The sequence below is a fragment of the Marinactinospora rubrisoli genome (assembly GCF_042664915.1).
GTDB lineage: Bacteria > Actinomycetota > Actinomycetes > Streptosporangiales > Streptosporangiaceae > Marinitenerispora > Marinitenerispora rubrisoli.
In genome coordinates, this window is record NZ_JBHTBH010000021.1 from 1 (window position 1) to 20,217 (window position 20,217).

Annotated in this window: 8 protein-coding genes; 5 read left to right on the top strand and 3 right to left on the bottom strand. The window is 69.9% G+C overall.

The genetic code is table 11. From position 1 onward, the window contains the following. The first annotated feature begins 264 nt into the window (after positions 1 to 264). From ACFQRF_RS27070 to ACFQRF_RS27090, 5 genes are all read left to right on the top strand, one after another. On the top strand, positions 265 to 978 hold the full coding sequence (locus tag ACFQRF_RS27070) for a DUF7168 domain-containing protein (RefSeq protein ID WP_379874240.1): 714 nt from the start codon (positions 265 to 267) through the stop codon (positions 976 to 978). A gap of 90 nt (positions 979 to 1,068) precedes the next feature. Continuing rightward, positions 1,069 to 1,506 (top strand): hypothetical protein, encoded by a 438-nt coding sequence (locus ACFQRF_RS27075; protein WP_379874241.1) that lies wholly within the window; start codon positions 1,069 to 1,071, stop codon positions 1,504 to 1,506. Between the two features lie 93 nt (positions 1,507 to 1,599). Beyond that, entirely contained in the window at positions 1,600 to 1,983 is a 384-nt protein-coding gene (locus ACFQRF_RS27080; protein ID WP_379874243.1) for a hypothetical protein, read from the top strand. Positions 1,984 to 2,046: 63 nt separating this feature from the next. After that, a complete protein-coding gene (locus ACFQRF_RS27085) occupies positions 2,047 to 3,330 on the top strand; it encodes a hypothetical protein (protein ID WP_379874244.1) in 1,284 nt (427 codons plus the stop codon). 407 nt (positions 3,331 to 3,737) lie between these two features. Further along, entirely contained in the window at positions 3,738 to 7,346 is a 3,609-nt protein-coding gene (locus ACFQRF_RS27090) for an AAA family ATPase (protein WP_379874246.1), read from the top strand. A gap of 24 nt (positions 7,347 to 7,370) precedes the next feature. Here the strand turns inward: ACFQRF_RS27090 and ACFQRF_RS27095 are convergent, their stop codons facing one another. Genes ACFQRF_RS27095 through ACFQRF_RS27105 form a run of 3 tightly spaced genes read right to left on the bottom strand, consistent with a single transcriptional unit; the run spans position 7,371 to position 20,186 of the window. After that, on the bottom strand, positions 7,371 to 7,664 hold the full coding sequence (locus ACFQRF_RS27095; RefSeq protein ID WP_379874247.1) for a hypothetical protein: 294 nt from the start codon (positions 7,662 to 7,664) through the stop codon (positions 7,371 to 7,373). A 19-nt stretch (positions 7,665 to 7,683) separates the two neighbouring features. Continuing rightward, a complete protein-coding gene (locus ACFQRF_RS27100) occupies positions 7,684 to 19,728 on the bottom strand; it encodes a UvrD-helicase domain-containing protein (RefSeq protein ID WP_379874249.1) in 12,045 nt (4,014 codons plus the stop codon). A gap of 53 nt (positions 19,729 to 19,781) precedes the next feature. Continuing rightward, complete coding sequence (locus tag ACFQRF_RS27105; protein ID WP_379874250.1) at positions 19,782 to 20,186, bottom strand: DUF6292 family protein; 405 nt, start codon at positions 20,184 to 20,186, stop codon at positions 19,782 to 19,784. Between the last annotated feature and the right edge of the window lie 31 nt (positions 20,187 to 20,217).

A 20,217-nucleotide genomic window follows, 5' to 3' on the forward strand; every position in this document is an offset into this window, starting at 1 on the left:
GGGTCGAGCCTCGCTTCGCTCGGTGGCAGGCCGGTGGTCGGCGCGCTTGCGCGGGGCGTGGGACGACAGCACCGGGATGGCACAGCGGCCCCGCTCATGAGGTGAGCGACCTCAAACGACCACCGCACAACCACCCGCCAAGCCGAACCACAAAAAACACTGTTCGCCCAGCTCAAGGACCTCTCTTCGATCAAAAATGTGGTAGTATTTATTCGTAAGGACGGGGCGGGGAAGCCCCCGAACCGCAACTCCCTTGGAGGGACTTTGAGGAGCATTCACGACGTCCAGAAGCTGGTCGCGGCCCTGTTGACCAAGGCCGCAGACCCCGCCACCACCCCAGCGGAACGGGAGGCGTGCGAGCAGCGCGCCGACCTGCTCGTGGCGCGCTACGGCGTTGAGCGCGCCATGGCCGCCGCGAACGGCGACACCGACGAGATCATCAACAAGGTCATCAACCTGAAGAACCCCCGGGCGCGAGCCAAGGCCCGGCTCACGTACCGCCTCGCCACCGCGATGCGCTGCGACGCCGTCCGCGAAGTTGGCGCAACTACCGTCCATGTCTTCGGATACGCCTCCGACATGGAGCGGCTGGAAGCGGTGTACCCCGCCGTAGAGCTGCAGATGCTGAGCGGAGTCGAGCGCATCACCGAAGACGAGGTGCCCGGGCACCTCACCATCCGTCGCTTTCGCGACGGTTGGCTCAAAGGCTTCGCCGACCGTGTCGGACTGCGGCTCAGGGCGGCGGAGCAGCAGGCCGTCCAGGAAGCCGGGGACGCAGATGGCCGGTCAACGGCCCTCGTCCTCGTGGACCGCAGCCGCCGCGTAACAGCGGCGATGGAGGCCGCGTTCCGGGGCCAGCTGCGCACCACGCGATCCCGCGCGAACGCCAGCGGATACACCGCCGGATCCGCTGCAGGCGACCGCGCCGACATCGGCCAGCGCCGACTCGGCGGATCCCGCCGCACACTCGGGTCCTGAAGCGCTGAACCGGGCCGCCCCCACCCCTAATGGGGGCGGCCCGCCCACCAGCAAACCACAGAACCCAGCCAACACCCGAAAAGGAGAACCATGATCGCCGAACAGTTCGGGACGATCTACGCCGTCGCGCTCTCCCTCGCCGAAGCAGAGGAAGACCAGCTCCCGCTCCAGAACGGGGTCCGCCTCGTCGCCACCCGGATCCTGCGGGAAGCGCTCGCGGCGGGAATGGGCCTCAGCGCCCTGATCGCCGAAGCCGAGCGCCGATGGCAGTGCCCGGACGAAGAAGAGGCCAACGACGCCATCGAGGCCATCACGATCCACCGCGAGATCCACGTGGATCACGAGCGCGGCAAGCAGCTGTTCATGCTGCTCACCGGCGACGACACCACGGCGGAGCGGGCAGAAGTCGTCAACGCCTACGCAACGGCGCTCGCCGTCGTGATGGCGTTCGCCCAGGTCGAGACCGGTGACGCGGACACCTACATCGCCCGCGCGCGGGCGCGAGTGTCCGCCCCCTCCACTCGATGACGTCGCGGGCCGCCCCCACCTGGGTCGGGGGCGGCCCGCCCACCAGCGGCCCACAGCCCGAGTCACACCCGAACCCGAGAAAGAGGCATCCCCATGGCGGAGAACCAGGCAGCAGCCCACGCGGCCGTCGCCGCGTTCCTGCGGGAACACGGCGACGGCCGCGAGCAGGTCATTTACGACCTGATCACCTCGCTGCTGGCCATCGCCCCCACCTACCACGCCAACGCCGGAATCGTGCTGGAGCAGGCGCAGCGGCGTCTCATGCAGGCGGCAGCAGAAAGCGAGGCCGACATCGTCAAGGTGACGGCGCGACTTCGCGTCGTCTCCTACACACTCCCTCTGCTCATGGATCGGACGGAAGTCATGCGCGCTCTCCGCGCATGGTTTGAGTCCGCACGCCTGCACGTCGCCGATGAAGACGGCGCGGAAGAACTCGCGCCATGGGTCGAACTTGACGAAATCGAACTGCACAACTGAACGCCAGGGCGGCCCTCACCCCTAATGGGGGCCGCCCGCTCGCACCCAAGAAGAAAGATCAACATGACTATCACCGCTGGCGCCTATCTCACCAAGGCGCTCGCCGCCGAAGGCATCGCAGCCGAGTGCTGGGGCAGAGGAGGCGACGCCGAAACCGCCATCATCATCACCCTCTACAACGGAGGTGAACTCTGGGCGTCTAATGACGACGCCCGCGTGCTCTACGACCTCAACGAGCACACTGGCTGGCTGGTGTGCTACTACCCAGACGGCGGAGACAGCGACCCCGACGACGTACGCACCCTCTATTCGTCCAAGTCCCGCGACCACGTCGCCGACACGGCTCGCGCCGTGCAGGTGATTCGCGAGTTTTATTCCGCTCACCTGTCCTTCGACCTAAGGCAGGTGGACGTCACCACCGATGCGCTGCAACGGTCCTACCCCGCGGTGGTCGACCGCCGCGAAAGGTATAAAGGATGCCTTGTCCCCCGATTCGCCCCAGAGACCGTGCGCGAAATCGCCGCCGACCTCCACGGCGACCCCTACGAGCAGCAACTGCTCGTAGTAGAGGATCCGTTCGGGGGGCTTCCGTTCCGGGTGCTCTCGCTCACCGACGAGGACGTCGAGGAGATCCCGCCCAGGGACGGCCTCTACCCTGTCGGAGCCTGGCAATGGTGCTGGTACGAAGCCGGGGAAGAGGCGCAAGAGACGCCAACGCGCATCACCCCCCACGCCCAGATCACCGCCCGCACCAGCCTCGCGATCTGGCTGACCCGTACCAGGTTCCCAGTCCCGATGGACAAGCTGCCAACCCCGGCAGCCCACGAAGAAACCTTCCGCCGCCTCGTCCTCCGGGGACTGCGGTCGCTGGGCATGGACGTGGAAAGGGTGCTGCAGGACGCCAACCGAGCCCTCGACGCCGACGTGGCGGCATACCGGGCCGCCTACGCAAAAAATCCGTACAGGGGGAAGGCCATCGCGAGCTACGCGAGAGCTCCGGAGGATATCGAGGCCGTTACAGCGACACTGGTGCTATTGGGAGAACTCAGCGCAGAGATCTACCGCGACGAGCCGCCCACGCGCAGCGCCGCCACCGACACGGCGCTCGCCGTGGAAGTGGTTACCGGATTTGCTCACCTACACAAGGTGCTGCACCCATGGGCCGATCCCATGGAGAGCCTGCGACGCCTCGCCGAGTACGGCGACGACGACTGCGCCGTCTGCCAGGACGAGGACTGCGGGGAAGTGGACGCCCCCGCCGATTCGTATTGCACTCGGCCGGGATGCAACCTGCCCCACGACGCGCACGCCGACGGGGAGGCATGCGAGGCGTTCACCCTCACATAGTTCCCCCTCAGCTCTAACTCCCTGAGTCCAATGCGGGCCCCGGCCAACCGGCCGGGGCCCGCATTGTGTCCGGCGAACGGGGACCGTGTTCGGTACCCGCACCCCTCAACGCGCTGCGCGCCCGCCGGGCCGCCAGAACACGGCACCGATGGTCGGCCATGCGCCTTTCCGTGAAAGATCAGGTTGACCTGTGCAAGATCAAGTGAAGCTCGCTGGCCGATGCAAAGTTCGTCTGCACGGGACACCCCACCCCCTCTCTCTGCTTGCTCTCTCCTTGTTCATCCCCCTCCCTTCACAGCAGAAGGACGCGGGTATCTTCGATACGATCTTGTCGGCGCTCGGCGCCGACCGCCCGCCGGAGGCGGTCGAGAAGAGACAGGGGGTGCGCAGTGGCCGCAGGAGGGCCGATGCACACCCGACAGGAGAGGGACTACCGGCTGGCGCAGGAGTGCGGGGCCACTCCGAGCGCCGCCGACGTCGCCCTGAACTACCGGCTCGACGGCTCCGTGCGTGGGATCGAGCGGCTGGGCGCAGGCTGGGCGGAGTTCGGGCACGAGGCCGGCACGGTCCTGGAAGGACCCGCGCAGGTCCAAGAGGTCCGCGAGGTCATGAGCGGCCGGGACCCCCACACCGGCGTCCAACTGGTGAAGCCGAAGAAGGCCGTGCACCCGGCCGCGAAGCTGACCGCCCGCCCCTTGAGCGAGGCCGTCGAGCGGGCCGCCGCAGCCGAGCAGGTGTCGCCTGAGAATCTCCTCGGCGGGGGGAAGTGGGCCAAGCGCTTCGCCCAGTTGCAGCGCGGGCTCCACCGTGACGGCGACGCGCACCGGGCGCCGGTCCGGGACCTGGAGGCCATCGCCGCCCAAGCCGGTGTGGACCCTGCCGAGCTGTACGAGCCCGACGAGCTGGCCACCGCGCGCGAGCACGCCGACGAGCGCGTCACCATCGGCATTCCGGCATGGCGTATCGACTTCGACTTTCCCAAGAGCGAGGCGATCGGCCAGGTGGACGAGGCGACAGCCGCACGGATCGCCGAGATCCACATGGAGGCCGTTCGGCGGGCCATGGCCGCGCTGGAGTCCTGGTGCGCCTACGGCATGAGCGGCCATCACGGCGACGGCCAGCGCGCCGAGCGCGTGGAGACCACCGGATGGGCAGCCACCGCGACCCACCATCGCTCTGCGCGCGGGACCGGAGACGGCACTCCGGGAGACCCTCACGACCACGTCCACGTGATGATCCCCAACATGGTTCGGTGTGCCGACGGCAAGTGGCGGACCGTGGCGGCCGGCGGCCGCGACCTCATGCGCCACGTCCCCGCCGTGGGACAACTGGCCCGTGCCATCTCCCGCCAGCTCATGACGGCCGAGTTCGGCGTGGCTTACGAGCGCAACCCGGCGACCGGGCGGTGGGAGATCGTCGGGTTCGGCGCCGAGGTACGCGCCCTGTACTCCCGACGGGCGGCGCAGGTGGATGCCGAGGTCGGGCCGGACGCCAGCCCGGACGAGCGCCGGCGGGCGGCGCGGCGCACGGCCGCGCCCAAGCGTGCGTGGACGCCGGAGCAGGAGCGTGCCTCCTGGAGGGAGCGCGCCGCAGCCGCCGGCATCGACATCGTCGGCCTGGTGCAGCAGGTTCTGGGCGGGCCGGGTCCGGCCGGTGCGGCCGCCAGGCGCGGTCCGGATGTGCCGGACCGGCCGGACCCTGACGCCGTGGCGGACATGGTGTGGGACCCCGAGAGCGGGGTGACCGCCCACACCACCGTGACGACCCGGGCCAGGGTCATGGCGGCCGTGGCAGACGCGTGTCCGGCCGGACTGTCCGACGGGGCCGAGCTGGAGGAGCTGACCGCCCATGTGCTGGCCGACCCCCGGGCGGTGGTCCTGCCCGAGTCCGGCCAGGTGCACATGGCCAATGCCGCCCGCTACACCTCGGCGGATGTCGTCGCCGCCGAGCGCAGCATCACCTCGGCTGCGGCCGAGGGGATCGGGTCAGACCGGGTGGTCGTCGCCGAGCCCGTCGCTGGCCGGGTGCTCGCCGAGGCGGAGCATCGCCGCGGTTTTGCGCTCTCGGCCGAGCAGCGGGCGGTGGTGGAGCGGCTGCTGAGCGCCGAGTTCGGCGTCGATGCCGTCATCGGGCGCCCCGGGACCGGCAAGACCACGATCATGAGTGTGGCGCGGCAGGGCTGGGAGGCGGCAGGATACCGGGTCGCGGGCGCCGCCACGGCGGCGGTGGCGGCGGCGAACCTGTCGGCCCAGGCCCGTATCCCCAGCCAGACGGTGGCGGCGTGGGTGCGGCGCATCGAGGCTGGCCGGGGCCTGGACGGCGTGGACGTGCTCGTCATCGATGAGGCGGCGATGGTCGACGCGCGTTCGGCCGCCGTGATCATCGAGGCCGCCCAGCACTCCGGCACCAAGATCGTCTCGATCGGCGACCCCGCCCAGCTCAAGGCTGTGGGCGCCGGTGGTGGATGGTTCAAACGCGTGCACCAAATCGTCAGTGGGTTGACGCTGACGGAAAACCGCAGGCAGCGCCACGACGTGGACCGCGCCGCACTCGCCGTCTGGCACGACGGCGCCCGTCGCAGCGCGCTGGCGATGTGGGCGCAGCACGGCCGGGTGCACGCGCCGGAGACCGTGGAGGAGGCCCACGCGGCGATGGTGGCCGCGTGGTGGCAGGATCGCGCCCCCATCGCCGACGTCCACGAGGCGATCGCTGACGTGCTCATGCTCGCCGCGACCAACCACGATGTGGAGGAGATCAACCGGATCGCGCGCGCCACGGCGCGTCGGGCCGATCACCTGTCCAGCCTGGACGTGGAGTTCGCGACGGCTGGCGGTGAGCGCTTGGAGCTGGCCGTCGGAGAGGTCGTCCGCCTGCGCCGCAACGACTACCGCAGCCGCAATAGCAGCGATCCGGATGTGCTGAACGGATACCGGGGCGTTGTGTTGTCCGTGGATCGTCGGCGGGGGGCGCTCGTGGAGTGGCGTCACCCCCAGCGCGGCATGGAGCGCGCCTGGATCGCCCCGGACGCGATAGCGCGGGGCGACCTGACCCACGGCTACGCGATGACGATCGCCTCAGCGCAGGGGCTGACCTGTGAGCGGGTGCACGCCTACGGAGTGGGAGCCGACGCCCACTCCCTCTACCCGGCGCTGTCGCGGGCGCGGGAGCGCGCGGATCTGTACCTGCCCGCGCTGGACGTGGAGTCGTGGGAGACTCGCGCCCGGCTCGGTGAGGCCAGGTCGGACGAGGAGCGGCTGGCGCGGGCCGTGGCCGCCTACGCCGCCACGCTCACCGATGTCGATGACGGCATGGTGACCGACGAGATCGACGGCGCTCCGAAGTTCAGCACCGCGAGCGAGGCCCTGGGCATGGCGGTTGACCAGGCCGAACGCCCCTGGGAGGGGGTCGGTTCGGCAGTCACCGATGAGCGTCAGAGCATGGCCGCAGAGCCGGAGTGGACGCCGCTCACCATGGAGCAGGCCCGCGCCGGTCAAGGGCCACACGCCCGCAGGCTCCCCCGGCAGCTCGCCGACTTCAAGCAGCAGGCCGACGAGCACGCGGCGAACATCCGCGAGGTACGAGGCGAGATCGACCAGCTCCGCGAGGAGCTACGGAACCTCGACTCCTCCTGGAGAAGCCGGAGACGACGCCGGCAGATCGAGGACGACATCGCCTATAAGACCCGGGTCCTAAAGCGCCAGCAGGACGACTTGTTCGAGGTCGGTGAACTGGCTCGGCGCCTACGCGACGAAGCGATTCAGGCGGACGTCCGCCAAGCCGAGGCCGACCAGGCGCGGGCCCGGCAGGTGCGCGTGGAGCAGGTCGCGGGCGAGCGCGGCATCACCGTGGAGCAGGCCGCGCAGTTGCCCGACGCCGAACTCGATCCCGCGTTGGAACGGGCGCTTCAGGCGCTGCCCGGCGGCATGCCCGCGCCGTCGACGTCGAGCCCGCAGACGCATGATCAGCCGCCGCGCCCGTCTTCGACGGAGGCGCCCCGGCCGCGGGCCCGGCCGTAGCCCGGCCGGGCCCGCGGGGCGACGTTAGTGCTCGATCTTGTCCGGGTCCAGCGGCCACAGATCGGGGGTCGCGGGCGGCTCTTTGGCTTCGGCCAGCCACTCCTCATGGGACGCGCACGCGATGCACACCGGAACGCAGCCGTCCGGTGTGGCCGTTGAGGACGCCGGCCAGCGGCCGAGCGGGTCGCCGCACCTCGGGCATCGGCCGGCCGCAACGGCCGCGATGAGGTGCCGGACGTGTTCGGCGGCCTGATCGCTGGGACGGCCGGCGGCCATCACGGCCACGCGCAGACAATCCGGATGAGTGCTGGCTCTCACGTCTCTTTCCTTTGCCCTGTCAGTGGTGCGCGCTGGCGGTGGGCGTGGCGTGCTCGGCGTGAGCCGGAGCCGCGGAGGCGTTCTGCTCGTGGACCTGCTTCGGGCTGGTTTTGACTCCGCCCGTGCTGTTGGATGCCTTGATGGCCTGTTCCTCGCTGGGCAGGTCCTCGAGGGGGTCGAACGGCGGCTCCTCCGGCTGCGACGGCGCGCCGTCGGAGGAGTGCGAAGGCTCAGTGTTCTCCGCGGCCGCCCCGTTGGGCGTGGCGCCGTTCTGCGTCGCCTCGGCCGATCCGTCGTTGGACGGCTGGGCGGCCTGCTGGCCGGGCTGGGCGAGCGCGTCGCCGTTGCTCTCCATCGTCATGCGGCGGGCCAGATCCTCATCTAGCGGGTCCATCCCCATCGCCTGGGCCAGGCCGTTGAGCCCACGGGCGATCTCGTTGCGCCACCGCAGGCCCTCCTCGTCCACCTGGTCGGCGCGGGGCAGCTCCTTGTAGATGCTGTTCACCTCGCGCCGGATCGCTTCCTTCTCGGCGTTGGTGAGGGGCTGGCGGCGCAGGTCGGAGACGGCGGCGGCGATACCGCGGGGGTTGCTCCACACGCTCTCGACGCGTTCGCCGCGTTCGTTGCGGTCGTGGCGCAGTTCGTTGACGTAGGCCGGCGTGTTGCTGTCGGCCGGGTAGATCTTGATGCTGTCGACCAGCTTGTCCTTGTGCGCCTGCTCCAGCAGGGCACGCATGTTGGCCAGTTCGGTTTCCTGTTCGCGCAGGCTGACCGCCTGGTGCGCGGTGTTGTTCTTGGCGTGCTCGAACATGTTGCGGATGGTGGCCATCTCGCGTTTGGCGTCCGCGCCGACCCGGACCGCCAGCTGGATCTGGTAGCCGTGCTTGCGGGCCAGCTCGATGTAGGTAGCGATGGCCTTGGGGTCGTTGGACGGCATGATCAGATGCACGTCTTGGCCGGCCTCGAACGCCTTGGTGCATTCAGTGAGCGCACGTTTGTGCACGTCGGGGTCGACCTGCCGGATCGCCTCGGCGCGCCCCTCGCTCTGCAGCAGACGCTGCCACTTCTTGTGGTTGGTGCGCAGGACGCGGGCGTCGATGCGCACCGCGCTGGCGGCCGAGTTCTGCTCTTGCGCGTCGTCGCCGTCGGCCGCGGTCACCGCCCGCTGCGCCTTGCGGTCGGTGGACTGCCGCTGGTCGGGCGCGTCGGCTTGTGAGCCGTCCACGCCGAGCGTCAAGGTCGGGCGGCGCTGCTGCTGGCTGCTGTTCTGGTCGGTGTTGGCCTGCGGACCGCTGGAGTCGGCCCCGGTCACTCCCATCCTCAAAGTCGGACGCCGCCGGCCGGAAGCGTTCGCGCCCTCCTGCTGCTGGCCGGTGCGGAAGTTGCTCCGCTTGTTGTCGTAGCTGCTGGGCTCGGGCGGGGGTTGTGTCATGGCGACTTCTCCCTGATCGCTGTGGCCGCTCTTGGCGGCGTTTGGGGGCGGCGTGGGCGCGGTGGTGCTAGGAGAGGGCGGCTGCTGCAGGCGAGGACGCAACCGTTCGTAGTTCTCTTCGGCGATCGCGATGTAGCCGGCCTCCTCGAAGGCGACGAGCAGGCGTCCCAACCGTTCCCGCTGCCTCGCCGCGCTCCAGCCCGATCCCGCCCACAGGTCAGACTGTTTGGAGTACTTCAGCTTTTCCGTGCCGAAGATTGCCCGGAGTGTCGGATCATCAGAGGGCCAACGCATGACGATGTTGACGCCCTCTTGGAACTCCACGCGGACCAGACGCGAGGGAGGTGCGGCGGCCACATCGGCGGTGGTGATCGCGTCCCGTAGCGTCTGACGCTCCCACCCCCCGGCCGGGTCCGCACGGTTGGCCTCGGTGATGACGTCGAGTGCGGCGGCGTGGTGTTCCGGCTCGGCCGTCAGTGCGCGCAGCGCCTCGTTGAGGCTCTGACGGTGCTGGGGCAGGGACTTTCTGTCAGCTCCTCGTAGCAGCTCCAGCGCGTTGCGCGCGGCTGCGACGGCCATCGGGATCTCCCGCGCCGGGGCTGGAGCCGGTTCCGCCATGTCTGCTCTGCTGCCGGTCGTGGGGTCGTCGCCCGCAGCAGTTGTGGTGCTGGAGGAGCCGGAACCGGGTTCGCTGGCCTCGCTGCCGCGCGGCTGCGGCTGGGCTGGTGTCTGTGCGGTCGGTGCCGTCTCGGCGGTCGGAGCGGAAGCAGCGGTGGGGGAGGCTGCTGGCTGTTCGCTGTTGACAGCGTCACCGGCACGGTACTCCCCGGTGGTGGCTATTGTCGTCAGGAACTCGCGGCTTTCGATACCAGCCGGGTCGATCTCCCCGGCTTGGCGCAGCAGCACCCGTACCGCGCCGTTGTACCAGCCATCCATGACGAGTTCTTCGAGGATAGCGTTGAAGTCGCGGCGCCGCTCCTCGCGGCGTTCGGGGACGGAGGTCTCCAATGCTTCGAGTGCCGTCCAGGCGGCGGCGACCTTGGGCTCGGCCGGCCCGTGGAGCTGGTAGTGGTCCTCTCCGTAGTACTCCGTGCCGGTGTCTTCCAGGCGCTTGATCAAGTCCTGGACGCGGGCCTGCTGCTCGGCTGGGCTCCCGACCGCGCGCCACATGTTGTGACCACGCGGGTTTCGCTCGAATCCCAGGTCCTGCACGAGCCCTTGGAGGTGATCATAGTGATCACGGTCGAGGCTGCTGCCGCGCACGATGATGGAGCCGTCGAAGTCACTGTCGATGCGCACCGCCGGTTCCTCAGGCGCAGACGGGAGCAGCGTTTGGTCACGCAGGTGCTGGCGTTCCCATGCTCCGGCCGGATCGGCCTTGAGTGCCTCTTGGATCAGCTCTGCGGCGATGTAGCGGCGGTCGTCGTGGTTCAGGAGCCCTTCGACAGCGGCGTTGAAGTCGCGGCGGCGCTCCTCCCGCACGCCGGGGGCCGCTTCCCGCAGCCGCCGCAGCGCATCCCGTGCCTGTGCGAGCCATGCCGGTTCCTCGACGGGAGCGGGAGAGGTGGTAGTCGAGCCGACCGACGAGGGGGCCGGGCCGGGCGATGGGGTGGTGTCGGCCGGCTCCGCTGGCGCGGCGGCCGCATCGTCTCCGGCCTGCTGCTCAGACGCGGCCTCATCAACGGCCGTGAGCAGGTCCATCTGTTCCGGCTCATCCTGCGGCGTCGCGCCGTCCGGCGTAGCCGTCGCGGTCGAGGCCGGTTCGGCGGGGGCGGGGCCGGAGGCCAGGGCCGCGGTCTCTGCGGCGCCGGCCTGGTTGGTCTCGGCGCGTTTGTCGGCGAGCAGGTCGTCGACGAAGGCGAGACTGCCGCGCACCAGGGTGCGGCGGGCGCGGGTGATGGCCACGTAGGCGAGCTGGCTCTCCTGGCGCATCTCCGCCGTGGACAGCTTGCGGTCCTGCGGCCAAGCGAAGTCCTCCCCGATGCGCACATGGTCGGCCTCCAGGCCCTTGGCCCGGTGGGCCGTGGAGACCCGCACGTCCGGGTCGCTCTGGCGCATCTGCTCCAGGGCCGAGCGCACCGAGGAGACCCCGTGGGTGTCGACCAGCCGGACGAACGGGGCGAGCTGGCCGAGATCGTCGGGGTGCTCCCTGGCGACCTTCATGACCTGCTCCCAGGACCGGAAGTGCGCCAGGTCCGGGTGGGAGGTGCGCTGGCCGGACTGCAGCTTCGCGGCGGCGTCCACCAGGCTGGACAGGTCGTCGGTGCCGCCGGCGATCGCCACCCGGCGGCCTTGACGCAGTTCGGCGAGCGCGGCCGTGAACACCCCGGCGTTGGTACGGGCGAGGATGAGGTCGGGCCGCCAGCCGGCGGGCTCCTCATCGAGCACCACGGTGTCGCGGCCGGGGGTGCCGCGCACCCGCAGCGGCGCGCCGATGAGCTCCAGCCACTTGTTGCCCTCGACCGCGACCGGCTCCCCGAACCGAAACGACTGGGTGAGGGTGAGTGCGACGTCGGGGTCCTGCCGGATCAGGGCGTCGCGCGCGCCACGCCACTCGTGGATGGCCTGGGAGGAGTCGCCGACCCAGATCTGCTGCAGGTGGGTCTGGCGGCGCAGGATGTCTTCGGCGACGGGGTTGATGTCCTGGGCTTCATCGATCATCAGGTAGCCCTGATTGCGGCCACCGACGTCGATGCGCGGGCCTTCGGGCAGGAGCTGCCAGATCTTGACGTAGGTGTCGTGGCGGAACCGGAACAGGGTCCCGGTCGGGTCGCGCATGTCGGCCCAGGCCCGTTCCAGGACCGGCTCCAGAGTCTTTCGGAGGAGCCGCTGGTCGGCGTCGGTGGCCCCGGGCAGGCGCGGTAGGTGCAGCGCGCTGATCTCGGCGTCGGCCGACAGCTCGAACCGGTAGACGGTGCGGTCGACCAGCCGTGCCAGGTCGGCGCGCTCCAGCGTGCCCAGGTCGGGCAGCTGCAGCGCGAGCAGCCCCAGCCGCCGCCCGGCGGCGTCCCAGTCCGGCGTCCGATCGCCGCGCAGCCGCCGGGCGTAGCGGCCGCCGACGGCCTTGTGGGCGAAGCCGTGCAGGGTGTTGACGTGCACGGGGAGGTGGCCGAGCTTGGTGGCCGCCTCATCGGCGTTGTCGCGGCCGTAGACGACGTAGGCGCCCTTGCGGCCCTGGTCGGCCAGCGCTTCGGAGATCTGCAGGAGGGTGGAGGTTTTGCCGGTGCCGGCGGCGGCCTGCACCACCATCTTCTTGCCGTCTAGTGCGGCTTGGCGGATCGCCTGCTGCTCCTCGGTGGGCGTGAACGCGCTTGTTGAGCGGTTGACGATCGGCTGGACCACGGTCTGAGCATCGCCGCGATACTCGCGGTGCTCGGTGATCTTGACGCGGAGCCGCTCCAGGCGCTGGCCGCGTGTGACCGTGGGCGCCTCACCGGTGAAGCTCACCACCTCCCCCAGGCCGGGGACCTGGTAGGCCACCAGCCAGCGCGGCTTACCGCGCTGCTCGAAGCGGGAGATCCGCGTGACGGTGACATCGCGCAGCTCGGCCACATCGGCGACCTCACCGATATGGCCGGACGCCGTCACCGCGGGCAGGCCGGCCGGGATGTCCCCGGCAGGTGCGGAACCGGCGTCCGGGGCCGATCCGGCTGTCATCGTTGCCTCCTCCTGGCTGGGCGGGGTCGGCTCGGCGGGCACTGCCGCCGCGCCAGCGTCGGCAGGGCCATCCGCCGACGCGGCGTCTCCAGCACGGTCGCCTTGGCCAGCGGCAGCCGCGGCGGCGTGCTGATCGGACAGGATCTTGTGGCTCTTGGAGAGGAGATAGGGGTGATCGTGGCTATCCAGCGCGTCACGGAGCCGCCTCAGCCACCGATACTGGGTGCTGGCGTCCCAGTCCGGGTTCAACCGCCAGCACTGCTTCGGCTCGTACCACCTGAACTGGTGGTTGCGGAGGAGTTTGTCCAGCTGGGTGCCCCGGTACTGGGCGCCGTGCACCTCGTAGCACCGCAAGCCGAACTGCTCGTAGTCCACGAAGATGACGAGCGCGTCCTTCAGCGCCTCAGGGTCGTGCTCGACCAGGGCGCGGGCACGCAGCAGATCGCGCCTCCCCCACGCCCCGGGATCGACGGTGTCGGCTTCGGCGATCAGCTCCCGCACCCGCTTGTGCAGGCCGTGATCCAGCATCTCGCTCAGCGCCGCGTTCAGGTCGTCGCGGCTCGGTTCCAGATCACCGCGAACGCGCTTGAGTAGTTCGGCCAGGGCTTGCAGGGCGGTGCGGGCACGCGTCTCGGCGTCGGTGAAACGTTCAGGGGCAGGAGCAAGGCTGTCGGCTTCGGACCCGTCGACGTGTTGCTCCGTCTCCTGGTCCTCTGAAGCGACGGCCGGTTCTGGCCTTTCACTGGCCGGGCGCTGCTGGGGTGCCCGGTCGGCGGCCGTGTCGGCTTCCCGTGCTGGGGGCTGGTGCGCAGGGGAGACATCTTCCGCGCGGGGGCGAGCCGGACCGGCCGAGTTCGCGGTCGGGTTGATGTCGGTTGCGGGCGGTGTGGGCCCGGACGGGGACGACTGCTGTTGCGCCGCGCCGCCCCGATGTGCGGGTGCAGGTGCGTCGTGGAGCGTTTCCTGCGCGGTGGAGGTGTCCTGCGAATCTTCCGCCGCAGCGGATGCCAGCTCGGCGGCGTTCGCTGCAGGGGCCGTCTGGGTAGCGGCGCGCGGGATCACCCGTGCCTGGGTGATGGCGTGCGTGGGCACCCGCGCCGGGACGTAGAGGAATTCGCCGGAGCCGTTGGGGGCGGCGGAGAGCGTGGGCAGGGGGACCGGTAGCTGGACATCGGTGTAGGCCGTGGTGACCCGCTCAAGGTAGACCTGCGTCGTCAGCGTGGTCGGGGCGCCGGCGGGCCGCTCGTGCACTCTGCTCAGGTCCAGGCGCAGCGAGACCAGCGCAGGGGATTCGAGGGGAACTCGGTCGAAGACGCGTTTGACCAGGTCGGGGTCGGCTTTTTCGGCGGTGGTCGTGGTGAGGTCGGTCAGTAGCGCCGGATCCAGCGTCCACGGCGTTGTCGCGTCGGCACGAAACCGGTAGCGGCGGCGCGGATCGAGCGAGGCCATCTCCGTAACCTGCGAGCGGGGCCACGGGTGCTCGGCGGCGGTGTGGACGTGGTCGACGTCGACGCGTTCCACCATGGCGGCATGCACGGAGCCATCGTTCAGTTTGATGAGGCTGTAGGTGTCGGCCAGCGTCTCTGGCGCGGCTTCGACCAACGCGTTGGGGCTCAGCTTGGCGTCGTTGGCGTTGAGGGCGTCGCGTAGTAGGGAGCGGGGGGTGGTGTCGGTCAGCCGCTCGATGTCGTCGCCCCACATCTCCGCGGCCCACTCGGCGCCTTCCGGGGCGAGCTGGCTGGCGATCTCGGCGCGGATGGCGCGCAGGGCGTGGCCGAAGGTGGAGTAGCAGCCGCGCAGGAGCACCTCGTCGCGGAGCGCTGCCGGGGTGTGGATGGTGGCTTCGACGGTCCCGCCGACTCCGGTGATCGCTGCGTGGAAGGGCCGTTCAACCTCATATCCCAGGTCGTTGTGGTCGAGCACCCACGCCAGGCCGTGGATGGTGCGGGCGAGCGGGTGGGCGTGCACGTCGGCCGAGCGCCACCGCGACGGGGGACGTGTCGCCGAGCGGACACTCACCTCGTCGGTGAACAGCACCTCGCTGGGGTGGACAGCGTCGGCGACCTCGGGCTCTTCGGCGGCGGTGGCGCGGGCTTGCTCCTCCAGTTCGGTGATCTCGTTGGCGAGTTTCTCAAGCTGGTCTTGGCGGGGGAACGGGCGTTGGGCGAGCTTTCGCGCCTTGGCGTTGGTCTCCTCCAGCGACTCCAGGCGCTGCTCAAGCTCCCGCACGTGGTCATCGATGCCGTTGATGAGACCGAGAAGGACTGTGGTGAGGCTCCCGTCTTTCGCTGTGACCAGCCAGCGGTCCAGCGGACGTTCCACCCCGGCCAACGGATATTTCTGCTCGGCGAACTCGCGGGCGAGGTCGGGGCGGGTCTGCAGGCTGACCGAGGAGGGGCTGACCTTGAGTTCGGCCAGCAGCGGCGCGTCTCCTCCCGGGTGGTGGAAGTTGACGGAGACGTTCTTGTAGGAAATGACAGAGTTCGCGACGCCGCCGCGCAGAACGCGGGTGGCGTTCTCTCTCAGGTACCGGTCGAGTGCGTCACCGGTCAGGGCAGAGCGGTAGGCGCGCACGGTGTCGTTGTCGCTGGCGGCGACCACACGCGCCAGCCAGCGGGCGCTGCGCAGCGTAGTGAGGACTCCCTCGATCTCCTCCGCGCGTTGCTCGGCCCGCGCCTTCATGCGGACCTGCTGCACCCGGTGGCCGCTGGCCTCGGCCATCAGCGCCGCGTGGCGGCGTCGCGCCTGCTGCAGCCGCAGCAGCACGGGGTTGTCGGCGGCGATCGCGGCGAGATCCCCCAGCTCGCTGGCGGTGATCTCACCGAACTGGGCCGACATCCGGCGCTCGCCGTCGTCGCGGAAGAACTGTTCCTCCACGCTGATCTTCTGGTGGTTCAGGGACAGCATCCGGTTGTCGACGGTGCCCTTGACCGGGTAGAAGTGCGCGGTGATCTCGGTGTTGTGGTTGCCGGGGCGGTGGGCGCGTTTGATCGCCTGCTTGATGTCGGCCGGGTTCCACGCCACGTCGGCGATGTGAATGTCGCTCAGCCGGTCCTGGACGTTGGTGCCGTATCCCATCTTCTTGAAGGAGCCCAGCAGCACCGCGACCTGGCCGTTGCGGCACTGGGAGTACAAGGCGGCGCGCTGCTCGGGTTTCTCGGCTTCGTGGACGAACCGGATCATCTCGGCGGGGACGCCGCGTGCGATGAGCCGGTCGCGCAGCCGCCCGTAGGTGCGATCATCCGGCGGGGTGCCGTTGGCGGCCGGCTGGGGGACGCCCAGAGTGATGAAGCCGAGTTGGAGCAGCCCGCTCACGCTCGGTGGGTCATGGGGGAACTGGAAGTCCTTGGTGGCGTGGTAGCGGGTCGCGATCTGGTCGGCCATCTCATCCAGCTTGGTGTGGCCGTCGGCGGGGAGATCCGCCAGCACCGGATCCAGGGCGGCTTTGCGGCCTTCGGTGATCAGGGTGAAATAGGTGTCCTGTCCCTTCTCCGTGCGCCAGCCCCGCAGTTCCTTCTCGCGCTTGCCGAGGTAGCGGGCGTGCATCCGCTGGATGGGGGTGGCCTGAACCGGGTGGGTTGCCTGCCGTAGCTGGGGGCGGCGTACGGGCAGGTCGCTGCCGCGCTTGACGTCGGCGCACTCGGCGTAGAGCGCCTGCAGCTCCTGCTTGTTGATCAGCTCCATGGGCCGCTTGCGCAGCCGCAACTGCCCGCCGTCCATGCTCGGCTCCAGGACGTGCTGGAATCGCACGAAGTTCTTGACCCATTGTTCGGCGGTGAAGATGCCGCGGGCCTCCAGCCCCTCGGGGTGCACCATCAGGAGTTGGGTGTACATCTCCAGAGCCTTGTCCACCCAGGGAGTTCCGGTGAACAGCACGACCTTTCCGCCCTTGGCACGGGTGTGCTGCACCTTCAGAAAGGCGTTCATGGTGCGCGCGGGCGAGGGCATTGAGTAGCCCTCTGCCCGCGCCAGCATCCCGAGATTGCGCATCCAGTCCGACGCCTCGTCGCACAGCAGCATCGTGGAGCCGAGGTGCTCGTGGTACATGCCGTCGTCCTTGGGCGAGGACAGCAGCTTCTTGATCTGGGCGACGTGGCTGTCGATCTTGGCCGCGACCGCCTTGACGCGCTGTTGGCGCACCTTCTTGGCGTCGGTGAGCAGAGTGGTGCGTTTCTCGGCGCGCGCCCGGGCGTGGAAGTCGGCCTCGGTGGTGGGGTGCACCGGGATGCGGCTGAACATCGACTCGGTCATGACGATGGCGTGCCACTGGTTGGCGGCGCACTTGGCCGCGAACCGCTTGCGCGCCCGCGGGCCGTCCAGGTCGCGTTCGGTGGCCATGAGGATGCGCGCGCTGGGGAAGAGCTGTTTGCCTTCGCGCGTGATCTCGTCGAGCAGCCCGTTGGGCACGACGATGATCGGATTGGTCGCCAACCCGAGCTGGACGTGCTTGACCGCGGTCATGAACATGATCGCGGTCTTGCCGCCACCCATCTCATGCGCGCAGATCGAGCCTTGCAGGGCCAGGCTCATCGCGACGAAGTTGCGCTGGGTGGCATACGGCTCGAAGGTGGCGGCCATGCCCGGAAACGTGAGCGCGCCGCCGTCGTAGGCGGGCTTGCGGTTGGCGGAGAACACCTCGTGGTAGGCGGCCACGAGCCGGTCGGCGCGGGCCGGGTCCTCCCACACCCATTCGGAGAAGCGGTCTTCGAGACGGCGCTGGGCGAGCGCGGCCTGATCGGTAGCCTCCTGGTCCAGGACACGGCGGTCGCCGTCGTACTTGTACACGTTCGGGGTGCGGTTGTTCAGCGCCTTTTCCAGCAGCTCATGGCCGCAAAAGTCGCGGGTGCCCCACTCCTTGACGTTCTCGTCACGGTCTCGGCCGAACTGCACGGTGACCACCCAGTCCCCGACCGAGCGGTACAGGCCCACCTTCGCCTCGATGTTGAGCGTTTCCTTGGCGAACTGCCGCACATCCTCGGGCGGAATCCAGGTGGCGCCCAGCGGCGCATCGATCTGATCGGGCGTCAAGGGTGCGGGCTGGACCTCTTCAAGCGCGGCCACGTTGACGGCGTAGGAGTCGTCGCGTTCGGCGGCCCGGCGGGCCGTCTCCAGCTTGCGGCCGACCATGCCCGACAGGTATTCGCCCGCCGGGACGAGGCCGCCGGCCGGGTCGGCGGGATCCCGGAAGGCGGCGCGCGCCTGCAGGAGGGTCGGCTCGATCTGGTCGGTGGGGATGTCCAGCAGGCGGCCAATGGTGGGGATGTCGACGCGGTTGGTAACGTTGAGCGACATCGCTACGGCCTCGTGCGGCGTCTCGGCGCGCTCGGCGAGCTGCGCGGGCCTATGGACCCGGCGCAGCAGGATGTCGGCCTTGGTGGCGGTGTTGGACTCCAGGTCGTAGTTTTCCAGCGCCAGCAAGGTCGCGAAGTCCACGTCGTCGCGCATCCCGCCGAGGTTGGGAGTCTGGCGGCGCTCGGTGACCTCATCGGTGTCGGCATCGACGCTGTAGGAGACGGTGCAGCGTCCGATCGGCCCGTAGTCGGCGTGGTAGGCGTCATACAGCGCCGCGGCGCGCTCCCGGATCGGCGCCAGGTCCTCGTCGGCAATCTCCTGGTCGGCGTCGGCATCGAACAGCTCCACCGCCGCGTCGCGCAGCTCGATCAGCCGCAAGGTCTCCTTGGTGGCCGGACGCAGCTTGCCCGTGGCCGTGCGCAGCTCCTCGATCTCGCCGAAGGCGACCTGGGCCAGGACCGGCTTGATCTGGACCTTGCCGCCTCTGGCCGGCACCTCCCGCTCGACCGTGAGGATGCGGCCTTCCTTCAGGCCGTCCTCGCGCTCGGCGAGGATCTCGGCCAGCGGGGCGGGCGCCTGCAGCACGTCCCAGCCCAGTCCGGCGCTCGTGGCACGTTCGACCGTGGCGGCCACCGCGCTCTGCAGCGCGGTCTCCCAGTCGGGGGGCGGCGTCACTTTGAAGGAGCGGCCGGGGGCGTTATCGGGCTCGATCCGGCCGATCAGCGAGTCGGGGAAGGCTTCGAACCATCGGTTGGCCTTGTGCCCCGCGCTCAGCCATGTCCCCTTGACCATCGCGGCCAGCAGCGGGTCGGAGGGTACGTTGGCGGCCTTGCCGCCGCGGTGATCGGTGGCCGGCTCGTCGCCCTTGCGGCGACGCAGGATCACGATGTCGGTGGGCGTGGAGGTTCCGGCGGAAGTGAAAGCCTCGTTGGGCAGCCGGATCGCGCCGAGCAGGACGGCCTCCTGGTCCAACGCCCGGCGCGCGGGCGTGGCCAGCTTGTCCAGGGTCCCGCAGGAGGTCACCAGCACCGCGACGCCGCCGGGAGCCAGGGCCTGCACCGACGTCCAGATCGCGTAGTCGTGCAGGGTGTCGGTGACACCCTTCGGGGCGGTCCCATCGAAGACGGTCGTGTTGCCGAAGGGGACGTTGCCGATGACCGCATCGACCGCCCCCGTGGGGAGGTTGGCCTCTTCCAGCGTCCGGTTGAGGATCGTGGCGCCGGGGTGCAGGTAGCTGGCGATCGCGGCGCTGGTGGGGTCGCGTTCGATACCGACCCATTCCACGTTCATCCCGGCCGGGGTGGTGGCGATGAAGGTTCCGTGTCCGCAGCCGGGCTCCAGGATCCGTCCCTTGCTGAAGCCGAGCCCGCGCAGCAGGTCCCAGCAGGCCGCGGTGACGGTCTGGGGGGTGTAGAAGGAGCCGTAGCTGGCCGAGTACGCCGCGCCGTAGCGCTCCTCGGACAGCAGCTCCTCCAGCCGGTCGCCGATCTCCTCCCACGCGCCTTTGCGGGTGCGTTCCATGGCCGGGGCCATCGGCCCCCACCCGCTCCAGGCTTTGAGCGCCCGGAGTTGCTCGGCGGTGGGGGTGGCGCCGGGGGTCTTCTCCAGCTCCTGCAGGACCTCCAGCGCCTTGAGGCCGGCGCGTGCGCGGGTGATGGGGCCGGTGGGCTGTTCAGGCGGCACAGGGGTCCTTCTCAGATCTGGCGGGCACGGAAGCGGGCGGGGCGGAACGCGGCTCAGGCGAAGGAGGCGAGAAGCTCCTCCAGCTGCGCGGACTCCTCGTCGCGGGAGCGCATCACGGTCTCTTCGCGGGGGAAGACCACTGTGTGCACGACCGCTTGGGCCCACGCGGCAACCTCGGCCGGCAGCGGGGCGACCTCGAACCCGCGCCACAACCGCTCCTCCGGCCGGTCGCTGGCGACGTACCAGCCCCAGCCGCGTTCCTCGTCCCAGATCAGCGCCACGTAATCCTCGTCCGGCTGCAGATAGGGGGTTTCGGCGGGTTCCAGGCGCAGTTCGGCCCACCGCAGCCCCTCGCGGGTGCCGATGCGGGTGTTCATCACGCCGATTCCGAGTTCGCCTTCGCGCAGCTGCGCGGCGACGGCGCGGATGTAGCCGTGGTGGTCGCTGCGGCCGTTCATGGGGTGACTCCTTGTGGTCGAAAACGGGTGT

Coding starts and splice junctions, on each gene's coding strand:
- ACFQRF_RS27105 (WP_379874250.1), bottom strand. CDS start 20,186: ATGAACGGCCGCAGCGACCACCACGGCTACATCCGCGCCGTCGCCGCG.
- ACFQRF_RS27090 (WP_379874246.1), top strand. CDS start 3,738: ATGCACACCCGACAGGAGAGGGACTACCGGCTGGCGCAGGAGTGCGGG.
- ACFQRF_RS27080 (WP_379874243.1), top strand. CDS start 1,600: ATGGCGGAGAACCAGGCAGCAGCCCACGCGGCCGTCGCCGCGTTCCTG.
- ACFQRF_RS27085 (WP_379874244.1), top strand. CDS start 2,047: ATGACTATCACCGCTGGCGCCTATCTCACCAAGGCGCTCGCCGCCGAA.
- ACFQRF_RS27075 (WP_379874241.1), top strand. CDS start 1,069: ATGATCGCCGAACAGTTCGGGACGATCTACGCCGTCGCGCTCTCCCTC.